The organism is Salinibacter sp. 10B (assembly GCF_002954405.1).
Taxonomy (GTDB): Bacteria; Bacteroidota; Rhodothermia; order Rhodothermales; family Salinibacteraceae; genus Salinibacter.
The window spans coordinates 781,936-807,776 of sequence record NZ_MQWC01000004.1 but is presented as its reverse complement, the minus strand read 5'-3'; the positions used below and the strand labels follow the sequence as shown (position 1 = coordinate 807,776).

At 60.9% G+C, this 25,841-nt stretch carries 22 protein-coding genes and 1 tRNA gene; 11 read left to right on the top strand and 12 right to left on the bottom strand.

Annotation, left to right across the window (positions count from 1 at the left end; genetic code table 11):
* Window positions 1-12: 12 nt before the first annotated feature.
* Window positions 13-996, top strand: coding sequence for an ROK family protein (locus BSZ35_RS03590; RefSeq protein WP_105011165.1), 984 nt, complete (start codon window positions 13-15; stop codon window positions 994-996).
* A gap of 31 nt (window positions 997-1,027) precedes the next feature.
* Here the strand turns inward: BSZ35_RS03590 and BSZ35_RS03585 are convergent, their stop codons facing one another.
* A complete protein-coding gene (locus tag BSZ35_RS03585) occupies window positions 1,028-2,296 on the bottom strand; it encodes an MFS transporter (protein WP_105011164.1) in 1,269 nt (422 codons plus the stop codon).
* Window positions 2,297-2,525: 229 nt separating this feature from the next.
* Window positions 2,526-3,185 (bottom strand): phasin family protein, encoded by a 660-nt coding sequence (locus tag BSZ35_RS03580; protein ID WP_105011163.1) that lies wholly within the window; start codon window positions 3,183-3,185, stop codon window positions 2,526-2,528.
* 401 nt (window positions 3,186-3,586) lie between these two features.
* On the opposite strand from BSZ35_RS03580, the gene clpB reads away from it, so the two are divergent.
* The 3 genes from clpB to BSZ35_RS03565 all read left to right on the top strand — a co-directional run bounded on the left by clpB (window position 3,587) and on the right by BSZ35_RS03565 (window position 10,104).
* Window positions 3,587-6,271: an ATP-dependent chaperone ClpB gene (clpB, locus tag BSZ35_RS03575; RefSeq protein ID WP_105011162.1), complete on the top strand. Its 2,685-nt coding sequence runs from the start codon at window positions 3,587-3,589 to the stop codon at window positions 6,269-6,271.
* A 369-nt stretch (window positions 6,272-6,640) separates the two neighbouring features.
* Window positions 6,641-8,989 (top strand): T9SS type A sorting domain-containing protein, encoded by a 2,349-nt coding sequence (locus tag BSZ35_RS03570; protein WP_105011161.1) that lies wholly within the window; start codon window positions 6,641-6,643, stop codon window positions 8,987-8,989.
* 212 nt (window positions 8,990-9,201) lie between these two features.
* Window positions 9,202-10,104, top strand: a complete 903-nt coding sequence (locus tag BSZ35_RS03565; RefSeq protein ID WP_258096058.1) for a glycerophosphodiester phosphodiesterase family protein — start codon at window positions 9,202-9,204, stop codon at window positions 10,102-10,104.
* Between the two features lie 76 nt (window positions 10,105-10,180).
* Here the strand turns inward: BSZ35_RS03565 and BSZ35_RS03560 are convergent.
* Window positions 10,181-10,255: transfer RNA gene (locus tag BSZ35_RS03560), tRNA-Arg, on the bottom strand.
* A 273-nt stretch (window positions 10,256-10,528) separates the two neighbouring features.
* On the opposite strand from BSZ35_RS03560, the gene BSZ35_RS03555 reads away from it, so the two are divergent.
* Window positions 10,529-10,756 carry a cold shock domain-containing protein gene (locus BSZ35_RS03555; protein WP_105011159.1) on the top strand — a complete coding sequence of 76 codons (228 nt, stop codon included), beginning with the start codon at window positions 10,529-10,531 and terminating at the stop codon, window positions 10,754-10,756.
* A 206-nt stretch (window positions 10,757-10,962) separates the two neighbouring features.
* Here BSZ35_RS03555 and BSZ35_RS03550 read toward each other — a convergent pair whose 3' ends face one another.
* On the bottom strand, window positions 10,963-11,655 hold the full coding sequence (locus BSZ35_RS03550; RefSeq protein ID WP_105011158.1) for a DUF1614 domain-containing protein: 693 nt from the start codon (window positions 11,653-11,655) through the stop codon (window positions 10,963-10,965).
* A 265-nt stretch (window positions 11,656-11,920) separates the two neighbouring features.
* Window positions 11,921-12,703, bottom strand: a complete 783-nt coding sequence (locus BSZ35_RS03545) for a DUF6503 family protein (protein ID WP_258096057.1) — start codon at window positions 12,701-12,703, stop codon at window positions 11,921-11,923.
* 1,221 nt (window positions 12,704-13,924) lie between these two features.
* Here BSZ35_RS03545 and BSZ35_RS03540 point away from each other — a divergent pair.
* Both BSZ35_RS03540 and BSZ35_RS03535 read left to right on the top strand, forming a co-directional pair.
* Entirely contained in the window at window positions 13,925-14,341 is a 417-nt protein-coding gene (locus tag BSZ35_RS03540; protein ID WP_181149163.1) for an SPOR domain-containing protein, read from the top strand.
* A gap of 43 nt (window positions 14,342-14,384) precedes the next feature.
* Complete coding sequence (locus BSZ35_RS03535; protein ID WP_105011156.1) at window positions 14,385-15,302, top strand: carbon-nitrogen hydrolase family protein; 918 nt, start codon at window positions 14,385-14,387, stop codon at window positions 15,300-15,302.
* Window positions 15,303-15,364: 62 nt separating this feature from the next.
* On the opposite strand, the gene BSZ35_RS03530 is transcribed toward BSZ35_RS03535, so the two are convergent.
* Window positions 15,365-15,826, bottom strand: a complete 462-nt coding sequence (locus tag BSZ35_RS03530; RefSeq protein WP_105011155.1) for a hypothetical protein — start codon at window positions 15,824-15,826, stop codon at window positions 15,365-15,367.
* Window positions 15,827-15,983: 157 nt separating this feature from the next.
* Here BSZ35_RS03530 and BSZ35_RS03525 point away from each other — a divergent pair, with 157 nt between their 5' ends.
* From BSZ35_RS03525 to glgA, 3 genes are all read left to right on the top strand, one after another.
* Window positions 15,984-16,211: a DUF2905 domain-containing protein gene (locus BSZ35_RS03525; RefSeq protein WP_105011154.1), complete on the top strand. Its 228-nt coding sequence runs from the start codon at window positions 15,984-15,986 to the stop codon at window positions 16,209-16,211.
* 140 nt (window positions 16,212-16,351) lie between these two features.
* A complete protein-coding gene (locus BSZ35_RS03520) occupies window positions 16,352-17,623 on the top strand; it encodes a glucose-1-phosphate adenylyltransferase (protein WP_105011153.1) in 1,272 nt (423 codons plus the stop codon).
* A gap of 178 nt (window positions 17,624-17,801) precedes the next feature.
* Window positions 17,802-19,019 (top strand): glycogen synthase, encoded by a 1,218-nt coding sequence (gene glgA, locus BSZ35_RS03515; RefSeq protein ID WP_105011152.1) that lies wholly within the window; start codon window positions 17,802-17,804, stop codon window positions 19,017-19,019.
* 80 nt (window positions 19,020-19,099) lie between these two features.
* On the opposite strand, the gene BSZ35_RS03510 is transcribed toward glgA, so the two are convergent.
* Window positions 19,100-19,915, bottom strand: coding sequence for a hypothetical protein (locus BSZ35_RS03510; RefSeq protein ID WP_105011151.1), 816 nt, complete (start codon window positions 19,913-19,915; stop codon window positions 19,100-19,102).
* Between the two features lie 91 nt (window positions 19,916-20,006).
* On the opposite strand from BSZ35_RS03510, the gene BSZ35_RS03505 reads away from it, so the two are divergent.
* Complete coding sequence (locus BSZ35_RS03505) at window positions 20,007-20,777, top strand: RNA methyltransferase (protein WP_258096056.1); 771 nt, start codon at window positions 20,007-20,009, stop codon at window positions 20,775-20,777.
* A gap of 863 nt (window positions 20,778-21,640) precedes the next feature.
* Here the strand turns inward: BSZ35_RS03505 and BSZ35_RS03500 are convergent.
* The 5 genes from BSZ35_RS03500 to BSZ35_RS03480 are packed head-to-tail and all read right to left on the bottom strand — an operon-like array spanning window position 21,641 to window position 25,384.
* Window positions 21,641-22,177, bottom strand: a complete 537-nt coding sequence (locus BSZ35_RS03500) for a DUF192 domain-containing protein (RefSeq protein WP_258096055.1) — start codon at window positions 22,175-22,177, stop codon at window positions 21,641-21,643.
* Window positions 22,178-22,212: 35 nt separating this feature from the next.
* The gene (locus BSZ35_RS03495) at window positions 22,213-22,689 is read right to left on the bottom strand and encodes a DUF192 domain-containing protein (RefSeq protein WP_105011150.1); all 477 of its coding nucleotides are present in this window, start codon (window positions 22,687-22,689) and stop codon (window positions 22,213-22,215) included.
* Between the two features lie 46 nt (window positions 22,690-22,735).
* Entirely contained in the window at window positions 22,736-23,203 is a 468-nt protein-coding gene (locus tag BSZ35_RS03490) for a GNAT family N-acetyltransferase (RefSeq protein WP_105011149.1), read from the bottom strand.
* Window positions 23,204-23,218: 15 nt separating this feature from the next.
* Entirely contained in the window at window positions 23,219-24,343 is a 1,125-nt protein-coding gene (locus tag BSZ35_RS03485) for a coproporphyrinogen-III oxidase family protein (RefSeq protein WP_105011148.1), read from the bottom strand.
* A 12-nt stretch (window positions 24,344-24,355) separates the two neighbouring features.
* On the bottom strand, window positions 24,356-25,384 hold the full coding sequence (locus BSZ35_RS03480; protein ID WP_258096054.1) for an ion transporter: 1,029 nt from the start codon (window positions 25,382-25,384) through the stop codon (window positions 24,356-24,358).
* Window positions 25,385-25,841 lie beyond the last annotated feature (457 nt).

Below are 25,841 nucleotides of genomic sequence, written 5' to 3'. Positions count from 1 at the left end.
TCTCGATCGGCTATGACAGTCCCAATAATCATTGGTGTTGATCTCGGAGCAACGAACATCGAGGCTGCCGCCGTTCGCGACGGAGAGATACTGAAGTCGAAAAAGAAAAAGACGCGCCCTGAAAAGGGCATAGAAGCAGTCCTCGACCGAATCGAGAAGACCATCCGGACAGTCTTCGAAAAGATGGACGCAGAAGCAAGCGATTTTTCTGCCATCTGTATCGGGGCGCCCGGGGCGGTGGAAGAAGAGACCGGCATCGTCCGGTCGGCACCAAACCTGGGGTGGGACAACGTGCCGCTTGGGGAGGCGTTGCACGACCGGTTCGGTATTCCGGTCATGGTAGACAATGACGTAAACGTCGGGGTCGTAGGGGAGCATGTGCACGGGGCAGGCAAGGGGGCGCTGGACATGATCGGGATTTTCGTGGGCACCGGCATCGGGGGCGGACTCATTATCGATGGGGCACCGCATCATGGCTGGCGCGGAGCGGCCGGCGAGATTGGGCACGTGATCGTCAAGCCGCATGGCCGAACCTGCGGATGTGGGCGGGACGGCTGCGTTGAGGCCTACGCCAGCAAGACGGCAATGGAGGCCATCATCCACGAGGAGATGGAAAAGGGACGCGAGACGGAGGTCTTCGAAATTATGGAGGACAAGGGCAAGAAGAAACTCACCAGCAGCGTCATCGAAGCGTCGCTGGAGGCGGAAGATCTGCTGATGGAGGAGGTCCTTCAGAATGCACAGTACTACCTGGGCATCTTGACGGCCAACCTGGTGAACGTACTCGATCCCGAGATTATCGTGTACGGCGGCGGAGTGGTGGAGCGGCTCGGCGAGTCGTTTCTGAAACCGATCGAACGGACGGCACGGCAGCACTACCTGCAGCGGCGAGGGGCGGAGCAAATTCGGATTGTACCGGCGGAGCTTGGCGATGATGCGGGACCAGTCGGGGCGGCCGTGGTGGCCCAGCGACGACTGAGGGCGTCGGTGGGGTGAGAGGCGCTTTCCACAGTGATGTTTGGCCTTGTCACCGATTCCCCGACGCCATCTGCGTTGCCTCGGGCAGCTCGCGCAGGCGCATCATGCTCCAGAGGCCGAATGCCGGACCGATTGCGAGGAAGGGGAAAGTCCCGGCCCATCCCAGCCCGTCCACCAGCGGTGGCACAGCACGCAGCGTGACGAGTGTAAGAAGGAAGCCGAGGCAGGTCTGAACGGTCAGGGCCGTGCCCACATAGCGCGGGTCGGTAAGCTCGCTCACGGCGGCGCTGAACTGCGCGCTGTCGGCCACCACCGCAAAGCCCCACACGAGGCAGAGCACCGTGAGTACGCCGGGCATCGAGAGGAAAAGGCCCGCTATGAGTGCACAGGTGCCGCTCACCGCGAGGCTCCAGGCGGTGATGCGGGTGCGTCCGAGACGATCGGCCAGTCGGCCTGCCAAGTAGCCCCCGACGCCCCCGACCGCGATGACGCTGAAGCCCGCGATCCGCGCCATCTGCTCGCTCCATCCGGCGGCCTCGTAGCTGGCCAGCAGGAAAATGGGCACCCACGTCCACATTGCGTAGAGCTCCCACATGTGCCCCAGATAGCCGAAATTGGCCAGGCGGGGCGGCGTGCTGCGGAGCCCTTCGCCCGCATGATGCCAGTTAAAGCCGGTGGCCTTGCTCAGGTACGGGCCTTCTTCAAGGAAGAGGAAGGCGATGCCCGCTCCGACAACCGCGAGGCCCGAGGCGATGAGGACGATGGTACGCCAGGGCGGGAGGCCGCCCGTCCCCTCAAAGACGGGCAGGGCATTGAGGAGGTGAGGCAGGGCCGAGCCGACCGTGATGGCTCCCACCAGCAGCCCGATGCCCTCGCCGCGATCCTCTTTGCACCACGTCGCTACAAGCTTCATGCCCGGCGGGTAGACGCCCGCGAGGGTCACGCCGGTCAGAAAGCGAAAACCGATCGCAGACCATGGGCCCGGAGCCACGATCGCTACCGCGGCGTTCACGACGGCGCCCGTGAGAGCAGATGCCGCGAAGAAGACGTGCGCCGGAAGGCGGTCGGCCACGTTCAGGCTGGCACTCAGCAGCGCGCCGACCACGAAGCCGATCTGCACGCTCATGGTCATCCACGATTGCTGTCCCCCGCTCAGATTCCACTCCGCTGTGAGCTGGGGCACGACGGCTGACCCCGAAAACCAGAGCGCCATCGCCAAGAGCGAGGCCAGCGCCAAGAGGCCCAGCGTCCGAGACTTCCCATGGAGTGGATCCGTATTGTCATCGGCGGTTGGCTCGTCGGAAGAGAGCAGACGCATCGAAGGACCTTTGGGGAGAGAGGACACGACGGAGGTGATCCCTCACCCAAGCGAATGGAGAAATCAAGGTTCCCGAGGGAGGTTGGAGCGCTCGTTCCGCCGGCGGACACTGGAGACCTTGGGGGAAAGCGGAAGGACACCAAACACAAACAGCCCGTCCCCGACCGAGATCGGGCAACGGGCCGCGTTGAGTAGAGACGCCCAGGCGTTTTTACGGATGCTGTGGGGACTATTCCGCATCCTCCGCATCATAAGAGAACGACTCCTGCACCGAGCGATCCTGCTTGTGTACGATGAGCTGACTCGGCGCGTGCGTCTTGGCGGCCTCACGACCCGCACTCACAGCCTCCTTTTTCGTGTCGTAGAGATCCAAGACATCGTCTTCGCCTTCGATCGTAACGGTCCAGCCGTTCTCGCTGGGAATAACGTGGAGGACGCGTTCCTCGACAGCTGTCTGTTGAGCGTCGAGCATCTGCGAGAGCGCGTCGAGCTTTTTCGAAAGCTCGCCGACGCGCCGCGACAGTCCCCGCACTTCGTCCCGGGTGGGCACGCCAATGCGGCCAAGAGTGCCGCTGAGCGTGTCCGACACCGCTTTTTCAACGGACTGCGTTGCATCGTCGAGACGCTGGGTGACGTCCTTCGTAAAGGATTCCTGTTGCTTGCGGAGGTTTTCGGTTGCGTCCTGAATCTGTTTGCTGCGCTTGTCCTCGTAGTCTTTGCCGCGCTCAACGAGGGTCTGAAAAACCTTGTCCCCCTCCTGTTCGAGTCGCGAGAGCGCCCCGAGCCCGGCCAGCCAAATCTCACGGGCCCGTCCGGTCACCTCGTCGGGCAGTTCCTTGAGGTCGAAGCCTTCGCCGTTCGTCGGCGTCGTGGTGTCTTGTGCCGTCATGTCAGTCCTCGGGTCGTTGTTGAAAAGGATGGGCAAACGATGGGACACCTATCTGAGGCAAAGGGACCCAACGATTGTTCGTTTCATTAAATAACGCGCTGCGTCATCGGTTCCGGTTCGTCTTGACGCAGTGCGTTACAAATACGGATTCACGATCATTTCGAATGCGGGGTGTGGAATGAGGAGTGTGGAATTGAGGGATCCGTCCATCCGGAGCGTTCCACAGTCTACACACCTCACTCCACGTTCGGGGATCTGCCATCCTGTCAGAGCAGGGAAGGCTGGTATGCTTTTCGATCTGTATAGGGGCACGCTGGAGCGGCGACGGAGGCCGGAAGAAGCCGATCCGACGTGACGCCAGACCGACCGTGCTGAATCTGATATAGACCACCTAGAAGTTTATGAATCTCCAAAAGTTTACAGTAAAAGCGCAGGAGGCCGTCCAGAAAGCGATGGAGCTTGCGGCCTCCCACAATCATCAGGGCATTGAGCCGCCGCATCTGCTGGAGGCCTTTTTGAGTGATCCCGACAGCGTTGCGGTTTCTATTCTGCGGCGCATCGGGGCCAACCTCGATCGGTTGCGGCAGCAGGCCGAGACGGCACTGGAGGGCCTGCCCGCGGTTACGGGTGCGAGTGCGGGCGATCAGTATATTGGCGAGGATCTGAAGAAGGTGTTCGACCGGGCGCGGGCTGAGGCCGACGTGATGGGCGACGAGTACGTGTCGACCGAGCATCTGCTGGTCGGCCTGGTGGAGGGCAAGAACGACGTGGGACAGGCCCTTCGCGACCAGGGGGCTTCGAAGGATCAGGTGATGACGGTTCTGGAAGACGTGCGCGGCGGGCAGAGTGCCGACGATCCGCACGCCGAGAGTCGATACGAGGCCCTCGACCGCTTTGCGCGCGACCTCAACGAACTGGCCCGCGACGGGAAGATCGACCCGGTGATTGGGCGCGACAAAGAGATTCGGCGCGTCCTTCAGATCCTGAGCCGCCGGACGAAAAACAACCCAGTGCTTGTGGGAGAGGCCGGTGTTGGCAAGACCGCGATTGCGGAAGGCATTGCGATTCGCATCGTCCAAGGGGACGTGCCGGAGTCCATGCAGTCGAAGCGCATCGTGGCGCTGGACATGGGCGCGCTCCTGGCCGGGGCCAAGTACCGCGGCGAGTTTGAGGATCGGCTGAAGGCCGTCGTGAACGAGGTGTCCGAGTCCGACGGCGAGATCGTGCTCTTCATCGACGAGCTCCACACCCTCGTGGGGGCTGGGGCGTCAGAGGGCGCGATGGATGCGGCCAACATTCTGAAGCCGGCGCTGGCCCGCGGCGAGTTGCGTGCCATCGGCGCAACGACGCTCGACGAGTATCGGAAGCACATTGAGGACGACCGCGCCTTGGAGCGCCGTTTCCAGAAGGTTGTTATTGACGAACCGAGCGTCGAAGATACGATCTCGATTCTGCGCGGTCTGAAGGAGCGCTACGAGGTGCACCATGGCGTGCGCATCAACGACAGCGCGCTCATCAGCGCCGCCGATCTCAGTGAGCGCTACATCACCGACCGGCAATTGCCGGACAAGGCCATTGACCTGATCGACGAGTCGGCCGCCCGGCTGCGCATGGAGATCGACTCGATGCCCGCTGACCTCGATCAGCTGGAGCGCGAGATCCGGCAGCTCGAGATTGAGCGCGAGGCCATCAAGCGCGATGAAGGTGAACAGGCGGACAAGCTCGACGAGATCAACAAGCAGATTGCTGACCTGGAAGACGAGCGCGACCAGTTGAAGACGCGCTGGAAGGAAGAGAAGGACCTGATCCAGACGGTGCGTTCGGCGAAGGAGCAGATCGACGAGCTTCGGGTGGAGGCCGAAAATCTGGAGCGTGAGGGCAAGTACGATCAGGTGGCCGAGATTCGCTACGGGGAGATTCCCGATCTGAAGGAAGAGGCCGAAGAGGCCAACGCGAAGCTGGAGGAGATTCAGGAAGACGGCGCGCTCCTGAAAGAAGAGGTCGACGGCGAAGACATTGCCGAGATCGTCTCGAACTGGACCGGCATTCCGGTGTCGAAGATGCTGGAGAGCGAGCGCGAGAAGCTGCTGCGGATGGAAGAGGAGCTCTCCAAGCGCGTCGTGGGACAGGACGAGGCCATTGAGGCGGTCTCCGACGCCGTGCGGCGCGGCCGGACCGGCATGCAGGAGGGGGATCAGCCGATCGGCTCGTTCATCTTCCTGGGCACCACCGGCGTCGGCAAGACGGAGCTCGCCAAGAGCCTGGCCGAGTTTCTCTTCAACGACGAAGACGCGATGGTGCGCATCGACATGAGCGAGTACCAGGAGCGTCACACGGCCAGCCGCCTCATCGGCGCGGCGCCCGGCTACGTGGGGTACGAGGAGGGCGGTCAGCTCACCGAGGCGGTGCGCCGCAAGCCCTACTCCGTGGTGCTGCTGGATGAGATTGAGAAGGCGCACCCCGAGATTTTCAACGTCCTCCTGCAGGTGCTCGATGATGGCCGGCTCACGGACAACCAGGGCCGCACGGTGGACTTCACCAACACGATCATCATCATGACCTCCAACATGGGATCGGACGTGATCTCCGACACGATGGACGAGGTCGAGGGGCACCTGACCGACGCCCAGCAGCAGGAACTGGAGGAAACGGTCCTAAAGATGCTGCGCAAGCAGCTAAAGCCGGAGTTTCTGAACCGGATCGACGACGTGGTGATGTTCCGATCGCTCAGTCGCGAGCACATCCGCGAGATCGTCGACATCCAGTTCCGGCGTGTGCAGCGGATCGCCGAGAAGAGCCACGACCTTTCGCTGACGCTTTCCGACGAGGCGAAGGACTGGTTGGCGGACCGCGGCTACGATCCGGCCTTTGGGGCTCGTCCGCTGAAGCGCGTGATGAAGCGGCACGTGTCGAACGGCCTGTCCGAGGCCCTGCTCGAAGGATTCATCGATGACGGGGACACCGTCCGGATTGAGCTGGCCGAAGAGGCGTCAGGCCTCACGTTTGAGCGCGTGATGCCAGGCACCGGGGACGCCGCCGACGCGGCGGAGGCGGGCGGCGATGGGGCCGCGACCGTCGACGCGTAGGTGATAGCGAAGTATTGAGTGTGGAGGTTGGAATGCGCCGCCGTCTTCAGTGACCGATCTATGATTGGTCTGACCTGGAGGCGGCGGCGCTCATTTTTGCTCTCGACTCGCTTCACTGCGGCTCGTGCCAGCCTATCTCCGACGGACATTGGAATCTCTCCTTTCGGCTGGATGGGTTCTGACAATCTTGTGCCTTTTTGAGGTTAATCGCTGGACGCCTCTCTGGTGACCGACTTTGAGGAGGGCAGCGGCGTTTTTAATTGGATTACGCCAGTTCTCCCCTGGTGAATTGTGCCAGAGGAGCGCACGGAAACAAAATATGGTGTATATTGGGCGTTGATTGTTTCCCTCCCTCTTTGCCGTTGTCCCATGCCCTATCGATACGCCTGCTGGATTTTCCTCCTTACGGGAATTCTCCTGGTCGGCCCGGAAGCCGCGATTGCCCAAACCGAACTCGTCAAAGACATCAATCCGGGGGCGGCGTACGACAGCAATCCCCAGGAGCCCGTCGACCTGAATGGGCGCCTCTTCTTTACGGCCAAAGACAACACCCACGGCTTCGAACCCTGGATCTCAGATGGGACCGAGGCGGGGACGAAGCTCGTCAAAGATGTCTATGTCGACACCGATGGCTTTGGGCCAGAAGAAACCGTTGCGCTTAATGGGAGAGCCTTCTTCAGTGCGAAAAAGGACGACACGTCCTATCGAGAGCTGTGGGTGAGCGATGGGACGGCCGCCGGTACGTATCAGGTCAAAGAGATCAACTCATCCTCCGGCTCCAACCCAGAGTGGCTGGCGGTTTTCGATGGGCGGGTCTTTTTTGCTGCCGAGGGCGATCAGTACGGCGAAGAGCTGTGGGTGAGCGACGGTACCACGAGCGGCACGGTCCTCTTCAAAGACCTGTACCCCGGAACGTATCAGCAGTACGGGCAGACCTATCCCTTAGATGGTCGTCCGAATCGACTCGTTGTAGCCGGGACTAACCTCTTCTTTGCGGCCCGGAGCGTGGATGGGGAAGAGTTGTGGGTGAGCGACGGCACCTCCGATGGCACTGTGCAGGTGGCCGATTTGTATCCGGGCACGAACAACAGCGGCAGTCCGCAGGGACTCACGCCGTTTGGGAACCGCGTCGTGTTTGGGGCCCGGGACGAGAACGGGGACTACGCCGTGTTCATCTCCGACGGCACCGAGAGCGGAACGGCAAAGCTGACTGTTGCCGATTACAATCCCGACATTTCGGTTCACGATGGCGCCATCTACTTCGAGACCGACAATCACCTCTGGAAAAGCAACGGGACGCCCGGCGGCACTCAGATTCTGGTCCGCGATATTCTCGCTCAGGGTGGGCAACCGCTCATCTCCTGCGGAGGGAGGCTGTTCTTGGAGGGCGTCAACCGGTTCGACAATGGTACGGACCTGTGGGCGACGGACGGCACGGCCGCCGGCACCCAGCGCATCTCGCCCATTGCCGGCCCGAACTACGCCACCTGCTTCAACGATCGGCTCTACGTGAGTGCGGACGACGCGGCCTACGGCCGTGAGCTGTTCATGAGCGATGGCACAGCGGCCGGGACGGTACTGATCAAAGACGTCAATCCAGGATCGAGTTCGAGCAATCCGAAGCCCAACTATAGTCCATCCTTCGTCGTGTCGGGCGATTACCTGTACTTCGCCGCGGCGGACCCGGATCACGGCGTAGAGCTATGGAAGACCGACGGCAACCCCGCCCGCCGTGCGTCCCTCGATCCCGCCAACCTCCAGCCCATCGAATGGAGTGGTCTCAACCTGGAGCTGATTTTCAACAGTCTGAGCACTGCCGTCGATCTGGAGGCCGTGCGAGACCTTGCGCCGCCGGATCCGGCGGCGCTCGGTCTGCCGGACGCACAGGGGCTGGCCGTCGATGCACTCTGGTCGCTCACCCTCAGCGACAACGCTGCTTCGTTCGACGCCGACGTGTGCTTTTCAATTGAGGACCTCGTGGTCTCGGGACTTTCGGCGTCCGACCTGGCCCTCTACAAGCGACCGGATGCGAACAGCACCACCTGGACGCAACTCACGTCCGAGCTCCGACCGACGAACACCCCGACCCAGATCTGTGCCGTGGGGGTCACGGGCTTCAGCCAGTTTGCGGTAACGGCGGCCCAGAGCACATTGCCGGTCGAACTGGCTGGATTTTCGGCGCAGCGGGATGGAGACGCTGTTCGTCTAAACTGGCAGACCGCCTCGGAGACGAAGAACGCCGGCTTTCACGTTGAGCGTGCCGTCGAAGGGGAGAGCTTTACGGCCCTCGGCTTCGTGGATGGCCGCGGCACAACTGACGCAGCGCAGTCCTATCGCTTCGTAGACGAGACGCTTCCCTTTACTGCCGACTCGCTAACGTATCGTCTCCGGCAGGTCGACCTCGACGGTACGGCGACTTTCACCGATGTCGTGGTCGTGCGGCTCGGGGAGGCGGATCGGCTGACGCTGCATGCTCCGTTCCCGAACCCGGCCCGAGACGGCGTCACGCTGCGCTACGCCGTGCCGAAGGCGGCGGACGTCGACATCAGCCTCTACAACGTGCTGGGGCAGCGGGTGGCGACGTTTGCTCGAGGATCCATGGCGGCTGGACGGGCCGAGCGGCGTCTCGACACGAGCCGGTTTCCAAGCGGAGTGTACTTCGTCCGCATGGTGGCTGGGGGGCAGGTGCAAACTCGGCGCCTCACGGTCGTGCGGTAAGGGCACGGCTCACGAGAAGATCAGCATCGAACGACGCTGGATTCGTCATTGGGCATCTCTACCAAAATTTACCGTTGGACTGGATCTCCGTCGGGTCAACACGCCTACGATTCGGCTATCCGATAGATGTTCTTTCGTTTCCCAAGATCAGTCGTTGCTGAATCGTGCTCATACCGCGTCGCGTCCCTCGCCGAATCCATCTCATTCCACTTTTGGTCCTCCTTGCCAGTGGCCTGCTGGTTAGTTGTGAGACGAGTTCACAGAAGCGGTCGAACGGGCAAACACCCACGCATTACCGCGACTTCGAGAGTGCAGATAGTCTAGCGGTCTACCTTCGTTCAGATGCGGTACCCTTGATTGGGGCGCACCGCGGCGGGCCCACAGCACGATTTCCAGAGAATGCCCTTTCGACGTTTGGGCATGCGCTGACGCGTGGGCCCGTGCTACTAGAGACCGACGTGCGGATGACGGAAGACAGCGTGCTCGTTCTTATGCACGACGAGACGCTTGGACGAACGACGACGGGGCGTGGAGCGGTGCAGTCGAAGACGCTTAGCGAGCTGCGCGAACTTCAGCTTGTTACGGAGTCGGGCCGCACGACGCGATTTGAAGTGCCCACCGTTGCGGAGGCGCTGGCCTGGACGGAGGGGCGTGCGGTGCTCCAGTTGGACGTGAAAGACCCTGTGCCCCGGTCGCGGGTCGTCGAGCTTCTTCGTCGAATGGAGGCGCTCGATCAGGCGCTTGTGATTACCTATACGCTGGACGATGCACGCTGGTATCACCGCCGGATGCCGGAACTGGTACTTTCCGTGTCGGCGGATACAAAAGAGGAGGCCGTGGCGTACGTTGAGCAGGTTGACTCCTCTCGTCTTGTCGCCTTCGCAGGAGTTGGAGCGCCCGCTGAAGAGGTGTTGAGGGTGTTTTCGGAGCGCAATATTCCGGTCACCGTGGGCACCTTCGGCGATCTCGACCGTCAGGCCCGGCAGCGAGGATTAGTGGTATACCGCGATCTCTTTCGGAGAGGCGTCGACATTGTCGCGACCGATCAGGTAGCGCTGGCGAGTCAGGCGGCCGGGACCTACGAGTCGGAGCGGGCCGCCAGTCGGACGCCGTGATCGCACACCGGGAGAAACGGGAGAAAAAGAAAAATCCCCGCTCAGCTGGCGCCAAGCGGGGGAAGAGAGACAGATGCGGGCCCGGGAGGATTCGAACCCCCGACACTCGGCTCCGAAGGCCGATGCTCTATCCAGGCTGAGCTACAGGCCCGTGTTCTGATTGCATAACTACGCACCGTTCAAGACATGGGTTCACGGTACTGAGTGCAATCCCCGTGAACTGGCACCCCACTGGGGTGCGGCTCTGTGAAAACGGTGCTGGGAATGTGGGGGTGGGAACCCCCTGTGGGGCGGGGCGTGCCTAGGTCTATCACAAAACAACAGGCGTCACCATCACCGCGGTGTCGGAAAAGGACATCTCCGTCCCTCGTTCCGGATGTATCCTCGTGGAGGGTGAAGCACCAACAAACAACACAGGTATATTATGCAACGCGGAAAAGTGAAGTGGTTTAGCAGCGAGAAGGGGTACGGATTCATCACGCCGCAGGATGGGAGCAAAGATGTGTTCGTACACCGAAACAACGTCGACGGCCTCAACTGGGAAGAGAGCCTGCGCGACGGGGAGTCGGTTGAATATGATACCGAGCAGACGCCGAAAGGCACCAGTGCCATTAACGTACACCGTACGGAGGGAGCCGGCAACGTGCTGTAATACAAAATCCGACTCACGAGATCGGGATCTCGGGTCGGGGGTCACATCGGTAGGACGGGTACTGTCATTTCCAAAGGTGGTGATCCCGTCATCGACCGTCGGATTCCGTATAAAACCGCTGTTCCGTTCGAAGAATGAGTGGACAGTCGACAGTCCACGCGCTCGCTTCGATTTTTCGAGGCGGGCGCGTGTGGTTGAAAGGGGACTTACAGGGCGCCAGGGGCAAGGAGAGTTGCCACAAGCCCCGAGAGCACAATACCGTCGAAGGTGCCGGCGCCCCCGATACTTGCCATCCCAGTGCCGATCTCCGCAATGTCGTCGAGGTGCAAGAAGTCAGCCCCAAGAAGCGGGCCGAGCACGCCCGCCATGAACGCCACGGGCGGGGCCCACTCCGGGGTCAGTACCAGGCCGCACAGGGCCGCTGCCCCGGCCGGTACGATCGCAGGCATCGTGATACCGGTGTCTGGTACCGGCTGGGCCACGAAATAGCAGAGGGTCACATTGATGCCAAGTGCGAGGAGGGCGGCGGGGAGGATCGAGGGAGCCTCCATGGCCAGCCGTGCACACTGGTATCCCGCGAGGGCCGTCGGCACCAGACAACCGCCGACATTTACGGCGATGACGGTGTACGTACGTCGTTGCACGGACTGGGAAAACAACCGATGCAGGCCGAGCAGGCGATTGGGCAGGTACTCGACCGTTTGTTCGTGTTCAATCCGCGTCACGGGCACGTTCACGGCGCTTCCCAAGAAAATGCTGAGCGCGGCCAGAATCGAAGTCGCCGGGCCAAGTCCGAGCTTGCCGAGCGCTGCAAGCATCGCGTTTGCCAACAGAAACGGGAGCAGCAGCAATGCGCCGAGAAAGACGAGGGCGAGGCAGCCGGGTGGGGCCGAACGCATGGGACGGAAAAGGGGCAGTGGAGTAGAGAATTAAGAACCTCTAGCAAGTCTGGGCAGACACGTTGCTCTAGGGCGTCTCCGAACGCGTTGTGCTATAGGTTGAAGACGTAAGTCTTTACGCCAACCGAGAAAAGTGGCCCCCCGTTGCTCCTGGACATCTGGGATGTTCAAGCTTGACCTGGAGCGACGAACGTGTCGTTTTCTTGGAAGGAGCGTACTTCTGAAGCGCTGCACATACTTAGAAAAGAAACAAGCACAACCCACTCTACGAACCGTCTGCCGGGAGCGGCTGGATTTGCACGCTGTCAATTTCGATGCGAGACACCAATTCGAGCGCCTCCTGACTCCAGAGGGCCGGATACCGATGCATCCGATCGTAGCGCAGCGAGTCCGACGTGTAGTTTCGGTAGTCGGCAACCCGCACGCCGTTGACGCGACGGACGTTGTAGGCCTCTCGGAAGCGGGTTCCTGTATCGGTGTCCGTCGGGGCGAGGCCGAAGGCATAAGACAGATAATCCATCGCGTAGGTATCCGTCCGGAACCAGTACATGAAAATGTCCTGCCAGTCCTCCCCTCCTCCTTGTTGTTGGAAGGTGACCCGAATGCGATGATAGGGGACTCCATCGATGGTGTCGCGGCCGCTGTAGGTCGGCTGTACGGCAGCGTCTCCAAGCGGGTGGGGCAGGAGGGCAAAGTAGGCCACGGAGTTGACGGTGGTCGTGAGGCTGCTGCGCTCCTCTTCCGAGAGCGACACCGTGTCGCCATTTACCGTTCGGTAGGCGCCCTCGTTCGTGAGGCCATCCACGACCGTTTGTTCTACCGAGTCGGTATAGGTACGGCGATAGTGAAAGCGACCGCCATCTTGCAAAAGGCGATATTGGTCGCCCCGAAAGTCGAAGGAGATGCGTGCGTGATTGAGCGTCGGTCCCCCGTGCGCCGCAATGGCACTATCCACCACAGCTTGGGCTGAGGGAGAAGCATCGGGGGGAGAGGACGAACAGCTGAGGAGCAGGAACGAAGCCACGAGGGCAGCAAGGATAGAACGCATGGGGGGAGAGGTTGAGACAAAAGCGTAGTGGGAAGGCCCGCCGGACGGACGTTGCATCTCCGCAGTTCAGGCCAACATCTGACCGCAAAGCTCCGTCGTGCCGTTCGTTTCGTTCGTGGCCTCGACCGGCGGGAGGGATGAAGTTAGCATGGGGGCAGCGGGGGCATACGGGGCGAGAACGAGCAGCACGCTATCAAGTCCGGAGTATGGACAATAGCAGGGAGGAAACATGATCAGCGACGGCAGTCCGAAATGCAATAGGACAGCAAGATGTTGATGGGTTTTGGGGTTTGCTGGGCTGGTAGGTGGGCGTCATGGGCCTCCGATCTCGTAATGGTTTTGCATTCCCCCGTGGCCCCACCACAAGACTCATGTGATACCAACTCCGGGAGCTCTACTCCGGTAGGAAGCAGGATTCCGTAGCGTCGTTGGACTCCAACGACGCTACACAGAGGATATTTACCGTTCAGGAAACGAAAACCCAGTGCCACGGTGTGTCGCCCCTGCGGTTAAACTCGTAACGTCACAGTCCAACGGCGCTTCTGGGTGCCCTCCTCGCCGGCGCCGACGATACGAGAGGGGTTTGCGTATTGCACCGCCGTAGCTCCTCTCTGAAGTCTGCAGCCGGATTCGGTATGAGCGCCATTTTGTCCCTTCAACTCCTGTTGGGGACCCGATCCTCGGTCGCTGATAGAAGAATCTGTTTTGCCCCGTCCGAGCGCCGATGATTCGTCGTCCAAACGCAGGTCGGAGCCTACATGAAGGATCCACGGTTGAGAGGGAGGGCCGTCGGGTGCCCCTGCCAGGCTCACCGCTTCTAAGGATGACGTCTGTTTGGACATGATGATGGCAGACACGTTCGGAATCCCTGCGGTACTACGTTTCGATTTAGCCGCCAGTTGGAAAAAGGAGTGTCGAAGTACGGATCGATCAATTTCCTCCAGGTACGCATAGGGAAAAGGATCGCGGTGAGTACGGAGACGCTCAGAGAAGGAGGCCGGTTCGTTCCAAATTGTCAGCAGGGAGGGAGGACGTGCAATAGAGTGTTCAACATGCAATCGTTCAGTCCTGCGGGGCCCGAATTGGCTTCTCAGGTCGTAGATTGGTAAGATGGAAAACGCCAAGGCTCCAAATGCGGTCTGCAACACTGTCGGGCCGATTGAGCGGGGGCAGGTTCCCGAGGTGGCCTTCCCGATCTATCATGAGAGGACTTCAACTGCCATGCACGCTCGACGTCTGGTTGCGTTCGGTACATTGGTCGGCGGCTTGCTTCTCGGCCTGTCGTGTTCCGGTCCGTCGGCAAATCGGTCTGGGCCGTCCGATACGGAGTCCCCTGCCCGCATCTATCACGTGCAGGTGGACATGAGCAAAGAGAAAGACGCGGCGCATCAGACGCTGGGAGCCGTGCTCTCCTGGTGGGAGACCCACGCGGCCTCATTCGAGTCACGTCTTTTTGAGCAGCAGGGGGCGGCGGGACGGGTCGCACACATCAAATGGAAAGCGCCGTACTACCGCGTTCGTTTGGGGCCGTTTTCCTCTCGATCGGAAGCCCGCGAGGTGTTGCAGAACGCCCGGTCGACCTTTCCGGATGCCTTCCTGGTGCCAGAACGGCGATCTGCACAGGAATCCTCCCCTTAAGTCCCGATCTTCGACTTTGTCCTTCGAGCCTACCCCAAGACCTATGGATATAGCACTTGCGCAGCAGTTCCTCCCGGACAATTCGCACGAGGCGTTTCAGCAAGGTCTCAACGCGATCAAGGATGCGGCCAACGCCGGGGCGGACCTCGTTATTTTTCCGGAGCTTTCCTTCTCACCCTTTTATCCGCAGATTCCCGCGGAGGAGCGAGACGAAGACGTACTCGATCTGGCCGAACCGATTCCGGGACCCACCACCGAGTCGGTCGCCGACATGGCCGAGCAGTTCGGGGTCGTGGTCGTGTTTAACATGCTGGAGCGGGACGGAGACCGGACCTACGACACATCTCCCGTCATTGATGCCGATGGGACGCTGCTCGGGTGCACACGCATGATGCACGTTACCGAGTACGAGCATTTCCACGAACAGGGGTACTACACCCCCGGAGATACGGGAGCACCGGTGTACGACACGGCTGTGGGCCGGGTGGGGGTGGCCATCTGTTATGATCGCCATTATCCGGAGTACCTTCGCGCGCTGGCGTTGCAAGACGCCGAGATTGTAGCAGTGCCTCAGGCCGGAACGATGGGCGAGTGGCCGGACGGCATGTATGAGTCCGAGCTCCGCGTGGCGTCCTTTCAGCATGGCTTTTTTGGGGCCATGGCGAACCGGGTGGGGCGGGAGAACAACCTGCTATTTGAAGGCAGTTCTCTGGTCACGGACCCATCCGGGCGGGTGGTGGCGCAAGCCCCCTCCGGCCAGGCCATCATTCTCATGGCTTCCATCGATCTCGACAAGTGCACAGAGGCCCCTGCCCGTAAACTCTTTCTGCAGCACCGGCGCCCGGATCAGTATGAGGACGGAGCCGTGGCGTTGGCGCGCTCAACTCCGGCCAACCAGGAGGTGCTGGCCGGCGGGGCGTCCGAAGAAGGTTCGGAAATGGAGGAGGCCGAAGAGACATGAGCCTCTTCGCACGCTTGGGCCGGCCCCCCGCCGTCGCCATGGGGCCGGTCCGATCGGGCGAGCTACGCGACCCCAACGAGTCGGTTGGCGAACATCAGGACCAGTAGAACGAGCCAGAGCAGGTGGCCCACGCCCGTCCCAATCGCTACACGGCTCTTGGCGCTCTCCAGGGCATCTCGGTCGGCGGCATCCACGGCGGATTGCAGCGCGTTCCAGCCCGGGCGGATGACGAACAGCTGTACGAGGGTGAGGAGCACAATCAGGGTGACTGCGGAGTGGTAGACCGGCCCGTACGTGTCGAAGTGTCCCCCTGCGATGAAGGCACTGATAGAGAAGACGAGCGTTAGCACGATGAAGATGGTCATGAGCCAGACGGACCGCTGACCGTCGTCGGCCAGGGCGCGTTGTGCGTCACCGTCTTTTTCCAGCACTGTGCGGGCCTGTCCGGTTAGGCGCAGACCGAGACCGAACCACGCGGCCGCGGTAATGATGTGGAGGATAACGAGAATCCACTTTAGTAGCATGAGGACATTAGGGTGGTGAAGGAGATCGGCGTCCTTTGGCACGTATACGCTTGCCCAGAGTTTGGGGGACGGTCCGTTCCCCGGGCGAAGTGTTGATGAACGGGGACGAACCCCGAGTCGTCGTCTGAGCCTCTCTTTCCGTTTGCACACAAACATCATGGATGCCGGAACGCTGGGCCGCGGTCTAATCTATCTCGGAACTGGACTGGTGGGGATTGGGGGACTGGTACTTCTTTTGAGCCATGTGGTAGATCTCGGAAATTTGCCCGGAGATCTCGTCTATCGAGGGGACAACGTGCAGGTGTACGTTCCCGTCGGGACGATGATTGTCCTCAGTCTTCTGTTGACCCTTCTGGTCAATGTCGTTTTACGATGTGTTCGGTAGCAGCACCACCCATTGCATGAGACGCCGCCGGTTCCTTTCTTGACCCTCGCAGGCGATTGGGAACGTCTCTAGCTTCTTGCGCCCACCGTTCCTCCGCCGTTCCCTTGTCAGTCTTCTCGCATGCTCTCGACGGCGACGTTATGGATACTTCGACCATTACTATTATTCTCGGCGGCGGCGCCGGCACCCGGCTTTATCCCCTTACGAAGTTGCGCGCCAAGCCGGCCGTGCCCCTGGCGGGGCGCTATCGTCTGATCGACGTGCCGGTGTCGAACAGTATTAACTCCAACATCCCACGTATTTTCGTCCTCACTCAGTTCAACTCGGCCAGCCTGAACCGCCACCTGGCCCAGAGCTATCGATTCGACCGGTTTACGAACGGCTTCGTGACGGTGCTGGCCGCCGAGCAGACCCCGGCCTCGAAGGACTGGTTTCAGGGGACGGCCGATGCGGTACGGCGCAGCATTCCGCACATTGAGGGGTACCGGCACAAGCACGTGCTCATCCTCTCGGGCGACCAGCTCTACTCGATGGACTACCGCAACCTGCTGGAGCATCATCGAGAGACCGGCGCGGACGTAACTCTTGGCACGATCCCGGTGACCGCCGAGCAGGCTCCGGCCTTCGGCATTCTGAAGACGAACGACGAGCACATCATCACCGAGTTTCACGAGAAACCGCCCGCCGACGAACTGGCCGGCAAGGAAAGTCCCGTCTCCAACGAATTGGAGGAGCAGGGGCGCACCTTCCTGGCGTCGATGGGGATTTACATCTTCGATCGGGAGCCGCTCAGGGAGCTTCTGGACGCCAATCCGGATGATCACGACTTCGGCAAACAAATCATTCCGGAAGCGATCGATAAGCTGACGGTGGCCAGCTATCCCTTTACCGATTACTGGAGCGACATTGGAACCATCAGCTCCTTCTACGAGGCAAACTTGATGCTGGCCGCCACGAGCCCGGCCTTTAGCCTTTACGATCAAAATCGGCCACTCTACACGAATGCACGAATGTTGCCCCCGGCCAAGATTCTGAGCTCCTACGTGCAAAACTCGCTCATTGCCGAGGGAAGCGTAGTCACCAACAGCCAGATCTCACGCTCGGTGGTGGGCATTCGGTCGTACGTGGGCGACAATACGACCCTCAAGAATACGGTGATGATGGGGGCGGACCATTACCGGTGGCACGACCGGGACGACATCGGCTATCTCGAAGGGGCGAAGGATCCCGGAATCGGGGAGGAATCCTACGTTGAGGGGGCGATTCTGGATAAAAATGTGTCCATCGGGAAGCGGTGCATCATCAAGAACCGGGACAATATTGAAGAGGCGGAGGAGGACAACTATTACATTCGCGATGGCATTGTCGTCATTCCGAAGAACACCGTCATTCCCGACGATACGATCATCTAGGTGGGGAGTATGTGCGTTTGGGCGTGTGGGGGGCGAGGTGCCTCTGAAAAGAGTTGAGGTCGACATCGATAGGTCACCCCCCCATACCCACGTACGCCCACACTCACATACCACACCGACTACGGTGAGCACATCGTTTTGTCATTGGTTCTTGCCCCAGTTTTAGACTACCGACGACATGAAAATCACCATCCTAACCAACGAGTACCCACCCAACGTGTACGGAGGAGCGGGCGTCCACGTCGAGTATCTGACCCGCGAATTGGCGGCGCTGGAGGAGGGGGCGCACGAAGTGGACGTCCTGTGCTTTGGGGAGCAGGACGAAGAGCACGGCAATCTGCGGGTGCGAGGCGTGGAGCCGGATTTTGAGCTGCCGCATCAGGACGAGCGGCACGCGAAGTTTATGGATGCGATGGCCCGGGATCTCGTCATGGCTGGCTCCGTGGCGGATGCGGACATTATTCACGGTCATACGTGGTATTCACACCTGGCGGGGTGTTTGGCCAAGCAGTTGACCGGAGGGAAGCTTGTGCTGACCACCCATTCGCTGGAGCCGCACCGGCCCTGGAAAGCCGAGCAGCTCGGCACGGCGTATCAGGGCAGTTCCTGGGTGGAGCGGACGGCCTACGAGAACGCGGATGGTGTGGTGGCCGTCTCGGGATCCATGAAAGACGACGTGCAGTCGCTCTACGATGTGGCCGCTGGACGAGTAGAGGTCATCCATAACGGAATTGACGTGGAGCAGTACCGTCCGCGTCCGGACGAATCTGTGCTCGAATCGTACGGGGTGGATTCCGATCAGCCGTACGTTCTCTTCGTGGGGCGCATTACGCGGCAGAAGGGCATTTTGCACCTCGTCGAGGCCATTCACCACTTCGATCCCGACATTCAGGTGGTGCTCTGTGCGGGGGCCCCGGATACCGAAGAGATTGGGGAAGAAATGGAGGCACGCGTCGAAACGGCGCGGGCGGAGACCGACAATCCGATCGTATGGCTTGCGGAGATGCTGCCGCGCGAAGACATCATCACGATGTACTCTCACGCCGACGTGTTTGTGTGTCCAAGCGTGTACGAGCCGTTTGGCATCATCAACCTTGAGGCCATGGCGTGCGAGACGCCGGTGGTGGCCTCGGCGGTTGGAGGAATTCCAGAGATTGTGGTGCCGAACGAGACGGGACTTCTTGTGGACGTAGATCCGACAGAGGGGGAGTCGGTGGAGCCGTCGGATCCGGAGGGATTTGCCCGGCGTCTGGCTGAGGGGGTGAATGCTCTGATGGCCGACGCAGATCGGCGTCGAGCGATGGGGCATGCCGCCCGGCAGCGGGTGGAGGAGCAGTTTAGCTGGCGGGCTATTGCCGAGCAGACGCTTGATTTCTACAAGCGGCTCCTGGACTGAGTCTCCTCGTGGACGAGCCGTGGAATCTTTCGGGGAAAGGGGGCGAAGAGGGCGGAGGGGGAATCCTCGCCTTCGGTCAATTAATTTGAGAACACGCCCTCCGGAAGCTCCGTGTTGACCTCCACGCGCTGGACCTCCACGACGATGGGCTCGCCGGACATCATGCGCTTCATCATCTCCATTTGGTTGCCCATCATCGACTCCATCTGCTTGCGCTGCTGGTCGGGCATGTTCTCCATCTGCTTCATGGCCTGCTGCATCTGCTGACGTTGCTGCTCGGACATGCTTGTTTCGATGTGAAACTCTATGCGATGGGGGAGGGTGAGACCATCAATCGTCCGGTAGTCGACCATGTTGATGGTCACGCTCGACGTCTGGGGGCCCCGGGCGCCGTCCGACCGCGGCTTCATCCGAATTCGGGACGGGACGTACCGTTCTGCGTCGATGTAGTAGGTCATGCTGGTGGCGTCGCTGGCCTGCAGGTCCGGATTCACCTTTGACGGATCATCCACCTGTAGAATGTGGCAGCGTGTCCCGTTGACCGTTCCGGTGCCCTCATAGCGGGCATGCTGCTTCAGGCGGTCGAGCTGGAGGCCGTAGGCGGCAGAGGGCGTGGTGCTGGAGGCAAACGACGTAGGGTCGCTGCCGTTCATTTGAGTTGTGGTCTGGTAGGTCGGCGCTCCGTTCTGCGAGATCTTTTTGTTGTAGGAGGTGTAGAGGTTCGTCTCGACGATATAGGTGTCCACGGTTTGGAGCTGCTCGGTATGTCGGGCTTGCATCTCGTCCACAACAGCTGCGACGGATTGGGCGGAGGCGGGAACGGCACTCAGGCACAGCGCAAAAAAGGCGAGAAGCGACGAACGAAGAGGCACCACGGTCGTGTGAGGACGAGGCATGAGAAGGGGAGAGTAGGGAGAGGAAAAAGAGGGGAACGCCCTTTCTGGGGCGGTACACGATCACGATACGCTCTTCGATGAACCGGGGTTCATGAATCGCCACGAGATCGACGCAGAACGGGAGATGAATCGATTGCTGGATGCGGGTGGAACGCCCCCAGTGGATGCAGATCCGTTCCGGTTTGGGGAGACTCGACTTTCCCCGGACCGTATTATCTCATTACTGCAGCCCCACATGACCGACCGGCGCCTGCGGCGCATTCGGACAGTGGTCGCCGAGCGAACCCGAACGGTGGTGCCTGTTGTGGAGGGCCTGGTGAATACGGGCAACGTGAGCGCCGTCATGCGATCGGCGGAGGCCCTGGGGTACCAGGACTTTCACGTGGTAAAAGGCAACAACGAGCGCTATAAGCACTCTGAGCGGGCGGCCAGCGGGGCGCAGCAGTGGCTCGACGTGTGGCGCTGGGACGGCCCTTCCGCGGCCGCGGCGCACCTGCACGACGAGGGATACCAGATCGTGGCGATGCACCTCCACGCGGATACGGTGCCGATCCGAGAACTGGACTTCACGGCGCCGACGGCCCTTGTGTTTGGCAACGAAGAAGAGGGGGTGACCGACGCGATGATGGAGGAGGCCGACGCCGCGTGCGTGGTTCCGTTGCCGGGGTTCACGGAGAGCTTCAACGTCTCCGTCGCTGCGGCGGTGGCCCTGTACCATGCCCAGCAGCACCGCCTCGACCGGCAAGGTCATCACGCTGATCTCAGCGAGGAGGAGCAAACCCGACTCGTCGCCCGCTTTTGCTTGCGGAGCGTTACCGAACCCGAGAAGATTATTGAACGGAAGCTGTCGGAGGAGGCGTAGTGGACGCGGGACAGAAAGCTAAGGGGGTTGCTGTAGAAGCAGTCGAACGCGGAGAGGAGGCCAGACGGAAAATAGTGCTGACGAAACGGTCGCCTGCGACGCGGGTTGATTCATTTCGGGAAATTGCGACGCGACTCCACGACAGGAGAGAGCCGGCCTGGTCTGTTGGGGGGGACGCACACGGAGGAGGGATGAGGAGGAGATCTGAGTCCCCAATGATCCGACCTTCCGCGGAGCGTCGCGGACCGATGATCTGCGATAATATGCCCCGGTGGCGGAACTGGTAGACGCAACGGACTTGAGGAAGACCTTGAGCGTCCAGTCGGCAACGATTGGAATGATGCTCCTCAAATTCAGGGGACCCTGTAAAATGGCAACCCTGAGCCAAGCCCGAACGGGAAGGTGCAGAGACTTGACGGGGAGCGTCCCGACGGCATTCGGGACGAAGAGAAAGTCCAGCTCACAGATTGGCGAAAGCCGGAGTGAGACGAAAATCCGTTGGTGCACACGCACCGTGTGGGTTCGAGTCCCACCTGGGGCACTGTATTCAAGTCCCGTTGGCTTCCGGGTTACATTTCAAGTCCGGCAGTGGATCTCCGAGCCGAAGAGAACTCTTCGGTCCTTTGATTTCTCTGTCTCTACAATCAGGGCAGAGGCATCGTTTGGGGCGCGCTCCGAAAGAAGGAGAGGGGCAGACGGGGTTCCGGGAGCAGGAGTCACATCAGAAGGACGGGGACTGCCATATCCGAGGGCATTGGGCCCGTCATCGACCGCCGGATTCCGTATAGGCCGGATCCTGAAGATACCCTGCTTTCGAGTTGAACATAGGAGAGGCGGGTCTGCTCAGGGAAAAGCCCATGCCCTCATTCGTCGGTTCGACGCCATCGCACGCGGTCACCCTCCACGATGCCGTAGCTGTCGGCAAAGCCGGCGCCGGTTTCGAGCACATATTGGGCCGGAGCCTGGGAGGGGATGGAGGTCGCACTGTTCGGCTGTGCGTACTTCTTGATGCGCACAATTTGCGAGTCGGCGCTGATAAAGAAGAGGTCGAGGGAGAGGGGGGTGTTCGCCATCCAGAAGCTTCGTTTTCGCTCCTCGTCGAATGGAAAGAGCATGCCGCTCGTCTCGTTCGGAAATCCTTCGCGCTGCATCATGCCCCGCTTTTGGGCAGAATCGGATTCAGCAATCTCAAGATCGATCAGAACGAGCGTGTCACGGTCTTGCACGAAGGCGAGCTGTCCTTCGTTGTCGAAGGGAATGGACGTCGTGTCTGAGGAGGCGGACGGGGCGTCCTCGCCATTGTCGGTCGAGCACGCTGGCGCGAGGATGATCGAGAAGGCCAGGAGAAGAGGGAGGAACACTTTCGGAGGGGCCATGAGCAGAGGCGAGGCAAAAGTCATAGGGAGAAACGATAGGAGCCGAGCGGCACACACCCCTACGGGGTGCGGGTCCAGCGCACCCGGGTGCTATCCGTAAGACCAAAACGGTCGGCGAAGCCTGCACGCACCTCGACGACGAACTTTCGGGGCCCGTCCGGCTCAATGGTCTTTTCGGAAAACGGCGTTGTACGGCGGGCGATGTTGATGACCTGCGAGTCCGGGGCCACGAATACGATGTCAAGCGGGAGAGGGGTGTTGCGCATCCACATTCCCCCCGTGTCCACTGCGTCGAAGATAAAGAGCATGCCACGCTCATAGCCGAGGGAGCGTTGTCGCATGAGCCCCCGCGTGCGTTCAGCATCCGAGTCCGCAATTGCGAGGGCAATGGTCGTCAGCGTGTCGCCGTTCGGTTGGACGAACGCAAGGGTGCCTTCCTGGAAGGACAGGTCTTTGGTCTCCGATTCAGTTTCGTTCGAGGTACAGCCGAACGTGAGGCCGAATAGGAGCAGGACGGGAAGGAAGCGGATAAGCATCAGCGGAGGGAGGCAGTAGAGGAGCAAGGGGCGGTAGGACCAGACGCTAGAGCTCGCGTTCCATGTACACGACGTCCGGCAACGGGTTGTGGTAGTAGGCCGAGCGTTCCTCGAACCCGAGCGACCGGTACAGCGATCGGGCAGCCGTCATGGACTCGACCGTGTCGAGTCGCATTGTATCGTAGCCGAGAGCGCGGGCTGTGTCCAGGATCGCAGTCCCCAGCGCACGCCCCACGCCCTGTGTGCGGTGGTGGGGGCGTACATAGAGGCGTTTCATTTCGCAGACGCCGTCTTCGTCGAGTGGTTTCACGGCAACCACGCCCGCGAGGCTTCCTTCGACATCGGCGAGAAGAATGGCGCCGTCCGGCGCGGCATACGGGCCGGGTAGAGCCTCCAGCTCGGCTTCGACGTCCTGAAAGTCGAGGGCAAAGTCGAGTTCCTCCACGTACTCGCGAAAGAGGCGCCGAGCGGCGTCCAGATCCTCAGCACGTGTGGCACGACGGAGGTTCGGCACGGATCGGATCGATGGTCAGTCGAAGGAGAGCAGGCGTTCTGCAATGCCGTCGGCGAGCAGACGGCCACGATTCGTGAGCCGAAGTGTATCACGCTCGACCGTGAGTAGCCCGTGATCCTGAAGGCTCTCGATCACGTTCTCCTTTTCGGCTCGCAAGTCGAGATCGTACTGCTCCGCCAGGCGGGCGAGGTCGAGTCCCGCGGCGGTTCGGAGCCGCAAGAGCACGTACTCGCGCGCCAGTGCACGACGGTCGAGCGTCTGACGGTACGCCACCGGTGGGTACTGGTGGTCCAAGAGCGTTGCGTAGCGCGCCAGGTCGCTTACATTTGTCCATCGGCGCCCAACGGAGCGGTGGGCGCGATCGATCCACCAGAACGACTCGGCGGCGGGTCCCACGCCCAAGTAGTTGCCGTGGTCGTAGTAGTGCTCCTGGTGTGCTGAACGGTGGCCCGGTCGGGCAAAGTGGGTGAGTTCGTACTGCTCGTAGCCCTCCGATTGAAGGAAAGTCATTGCGTACTCCAGTCGCTCGGCCAGGGCCGATTGGGCCGATTCCGTAGGCGGAGCAGAGGGGGCTTCGAGGAGGGTGACATGGGGCACCCGTAGCTCCACGGTCAACTGGAGGGAGGCCCGCCAGCGAGAAAGGGGCTGCTGAGGACTGAACAGAAGGTCAATGGATAGTTCGTCGAAGCCAGCCGTTCGGGCGTGCCGGAGGGCGGAAATGGCGTCTTCTGCGGAGTGGGGCCCATCAAACGTGCGCAAGTCGTCGGGAAAAAACGAGAGTACGTCGAGACTGAGTCGGTCGAAGCCCATGTGCCGCAGGCCGTGCAGGTAGCCGACGGAGGCGTCGGCGGGATTCACTTCCGCGGTTGCTTCTTCAAATGCGGAGGCATCGAACACCTCCACCAGAGTTGTGAGCAGGGTATGGACGGTGTTCAGTGGCAGGAGCGAGGGCCGTCCTCCTCCCGCGTACACGGTGGTCATCGGCTCTTCGGCCGCGTACTCCCGAGCGTAGGCCCGCAACTCCCGTTGCAGGGCCGTTTCGTATTCAGACACATCCGTTGGGTCGGGGACGACGCAGTAGCTTTCGTCGTAGGAGCGCGGCGCAGATCGGAAGGGGACGTGAACGTAGAGGCCGGCCATGAGAGTACAGGATTACGAGGCGGCGGGAGCAGGTTGGGGCGAAGACGGGTCCGAGTAGGTTTGCTTCCACGTCTTAATTTCCACGTGCTCCTTAATGACGTCGAGGGATTGGAGGACGACCGATCGGGCCAGTCGATTCAGCCGTTGGTCGTATTTCGGGCTGAGCAGGGTGTCGGTCGAAATGGCGGTCACCTCCGCAATGACGCGGTCGTTTTCGAGCGATGCCACGTCTTCTACCATCCGGTCGATGACGTTGAAGACAATGTCGCTGATGGCGTTCTCCAGCAGTGTCGCCATCGGAGTTCCCACACCGGGCAGGGACGCAATCGTATTAATCTCGCGATTCCGGTTGACCGCCTCGGCAATGACGTCGTCGAGGTAGTCGTGAAAGTCGTCTTGACGGCTGCTGTAGGCAACGGCGGTGGCCTCCTGGAGGCGATGCGTGAGGGCTTGGATGAGGGCCTCGCGTTGGGGCTCGATGACTTCCTTGGCGATACGATCGGTGACCGGGTGGCTCCCGCGGATTTCTTTCTGAAGACCCTCAATGATGCGAACAGTGACCCGGTCGCTGATCTCCTCCAGCAGAATGGCCCGGTACTTCTCAAATTTCTCGTAGACGTAGGTCTTTTTCAGGTCAAAGAGGCCGAGGCGCTGCATTTTGGGGATCATCGCGATCACCCGAAAGAGGCGCAGGGATCGGAGGGAGCTCACCGGAATGCAGCCCAGCACGTCGTACCAATGGACGAACGGGTAGAAGAACCATCGGTGGTAGCGTTGCCGGTAAATGGCTAGGCCCCAGCGGATGAGGATTTCGGTGACGAAAATTGCGACGAAGGCCAGGTCATAGAAGAGAAAGTGTTGATGGATGGTCTCGTCGTACCATCGGTGCACCGACGGGAGATAGGTCTGGAGCTGTCGCTGGACGATAACACTCTCGAATCCCCAGTCGATAATGATGAGGGTGAGATTGGCGACAATGAGGACCAGCATGATGATGTCGACCGCCAGTCCCAGCAGCTCGCGCACTCGAGGGCGATCCATAAGAAAACGGAGGTCAGGACGGACAAGCGAAGAGGCGTTGAATATACATCGCCGGTACATTGATTCCCGACGTGGCGAGATGGACATTGGGCGCCCCAGCACGCGCCAATAGCCGTCGCTGGACATTACGAGGGATGGGGGGACCGACACCAGGACGTCTCACGGTATCAGTACACCCTGAGTGTCAGGGGCTACTGCTCGGCGTGGTCGACGCCTGTTATGGTCAAGGGGCCGGCCGACACCGTAGTGGCGGTGCTCGATCCGGCATCCGACGACACGCTCCGGCATCCCGGTACGGGAGCGCCGGCGTTGCACGACATCCCGGAGAGCGATTACACCCTCGAGGCCCTCTTCGGCATTGTAGAGCGCGCATTGGACAGAGACCATCATCGCTTAGCTGTAGACTACGACGACGCATACGGCTGTCCGATGAACATGGACATCGCATTCACGAGAA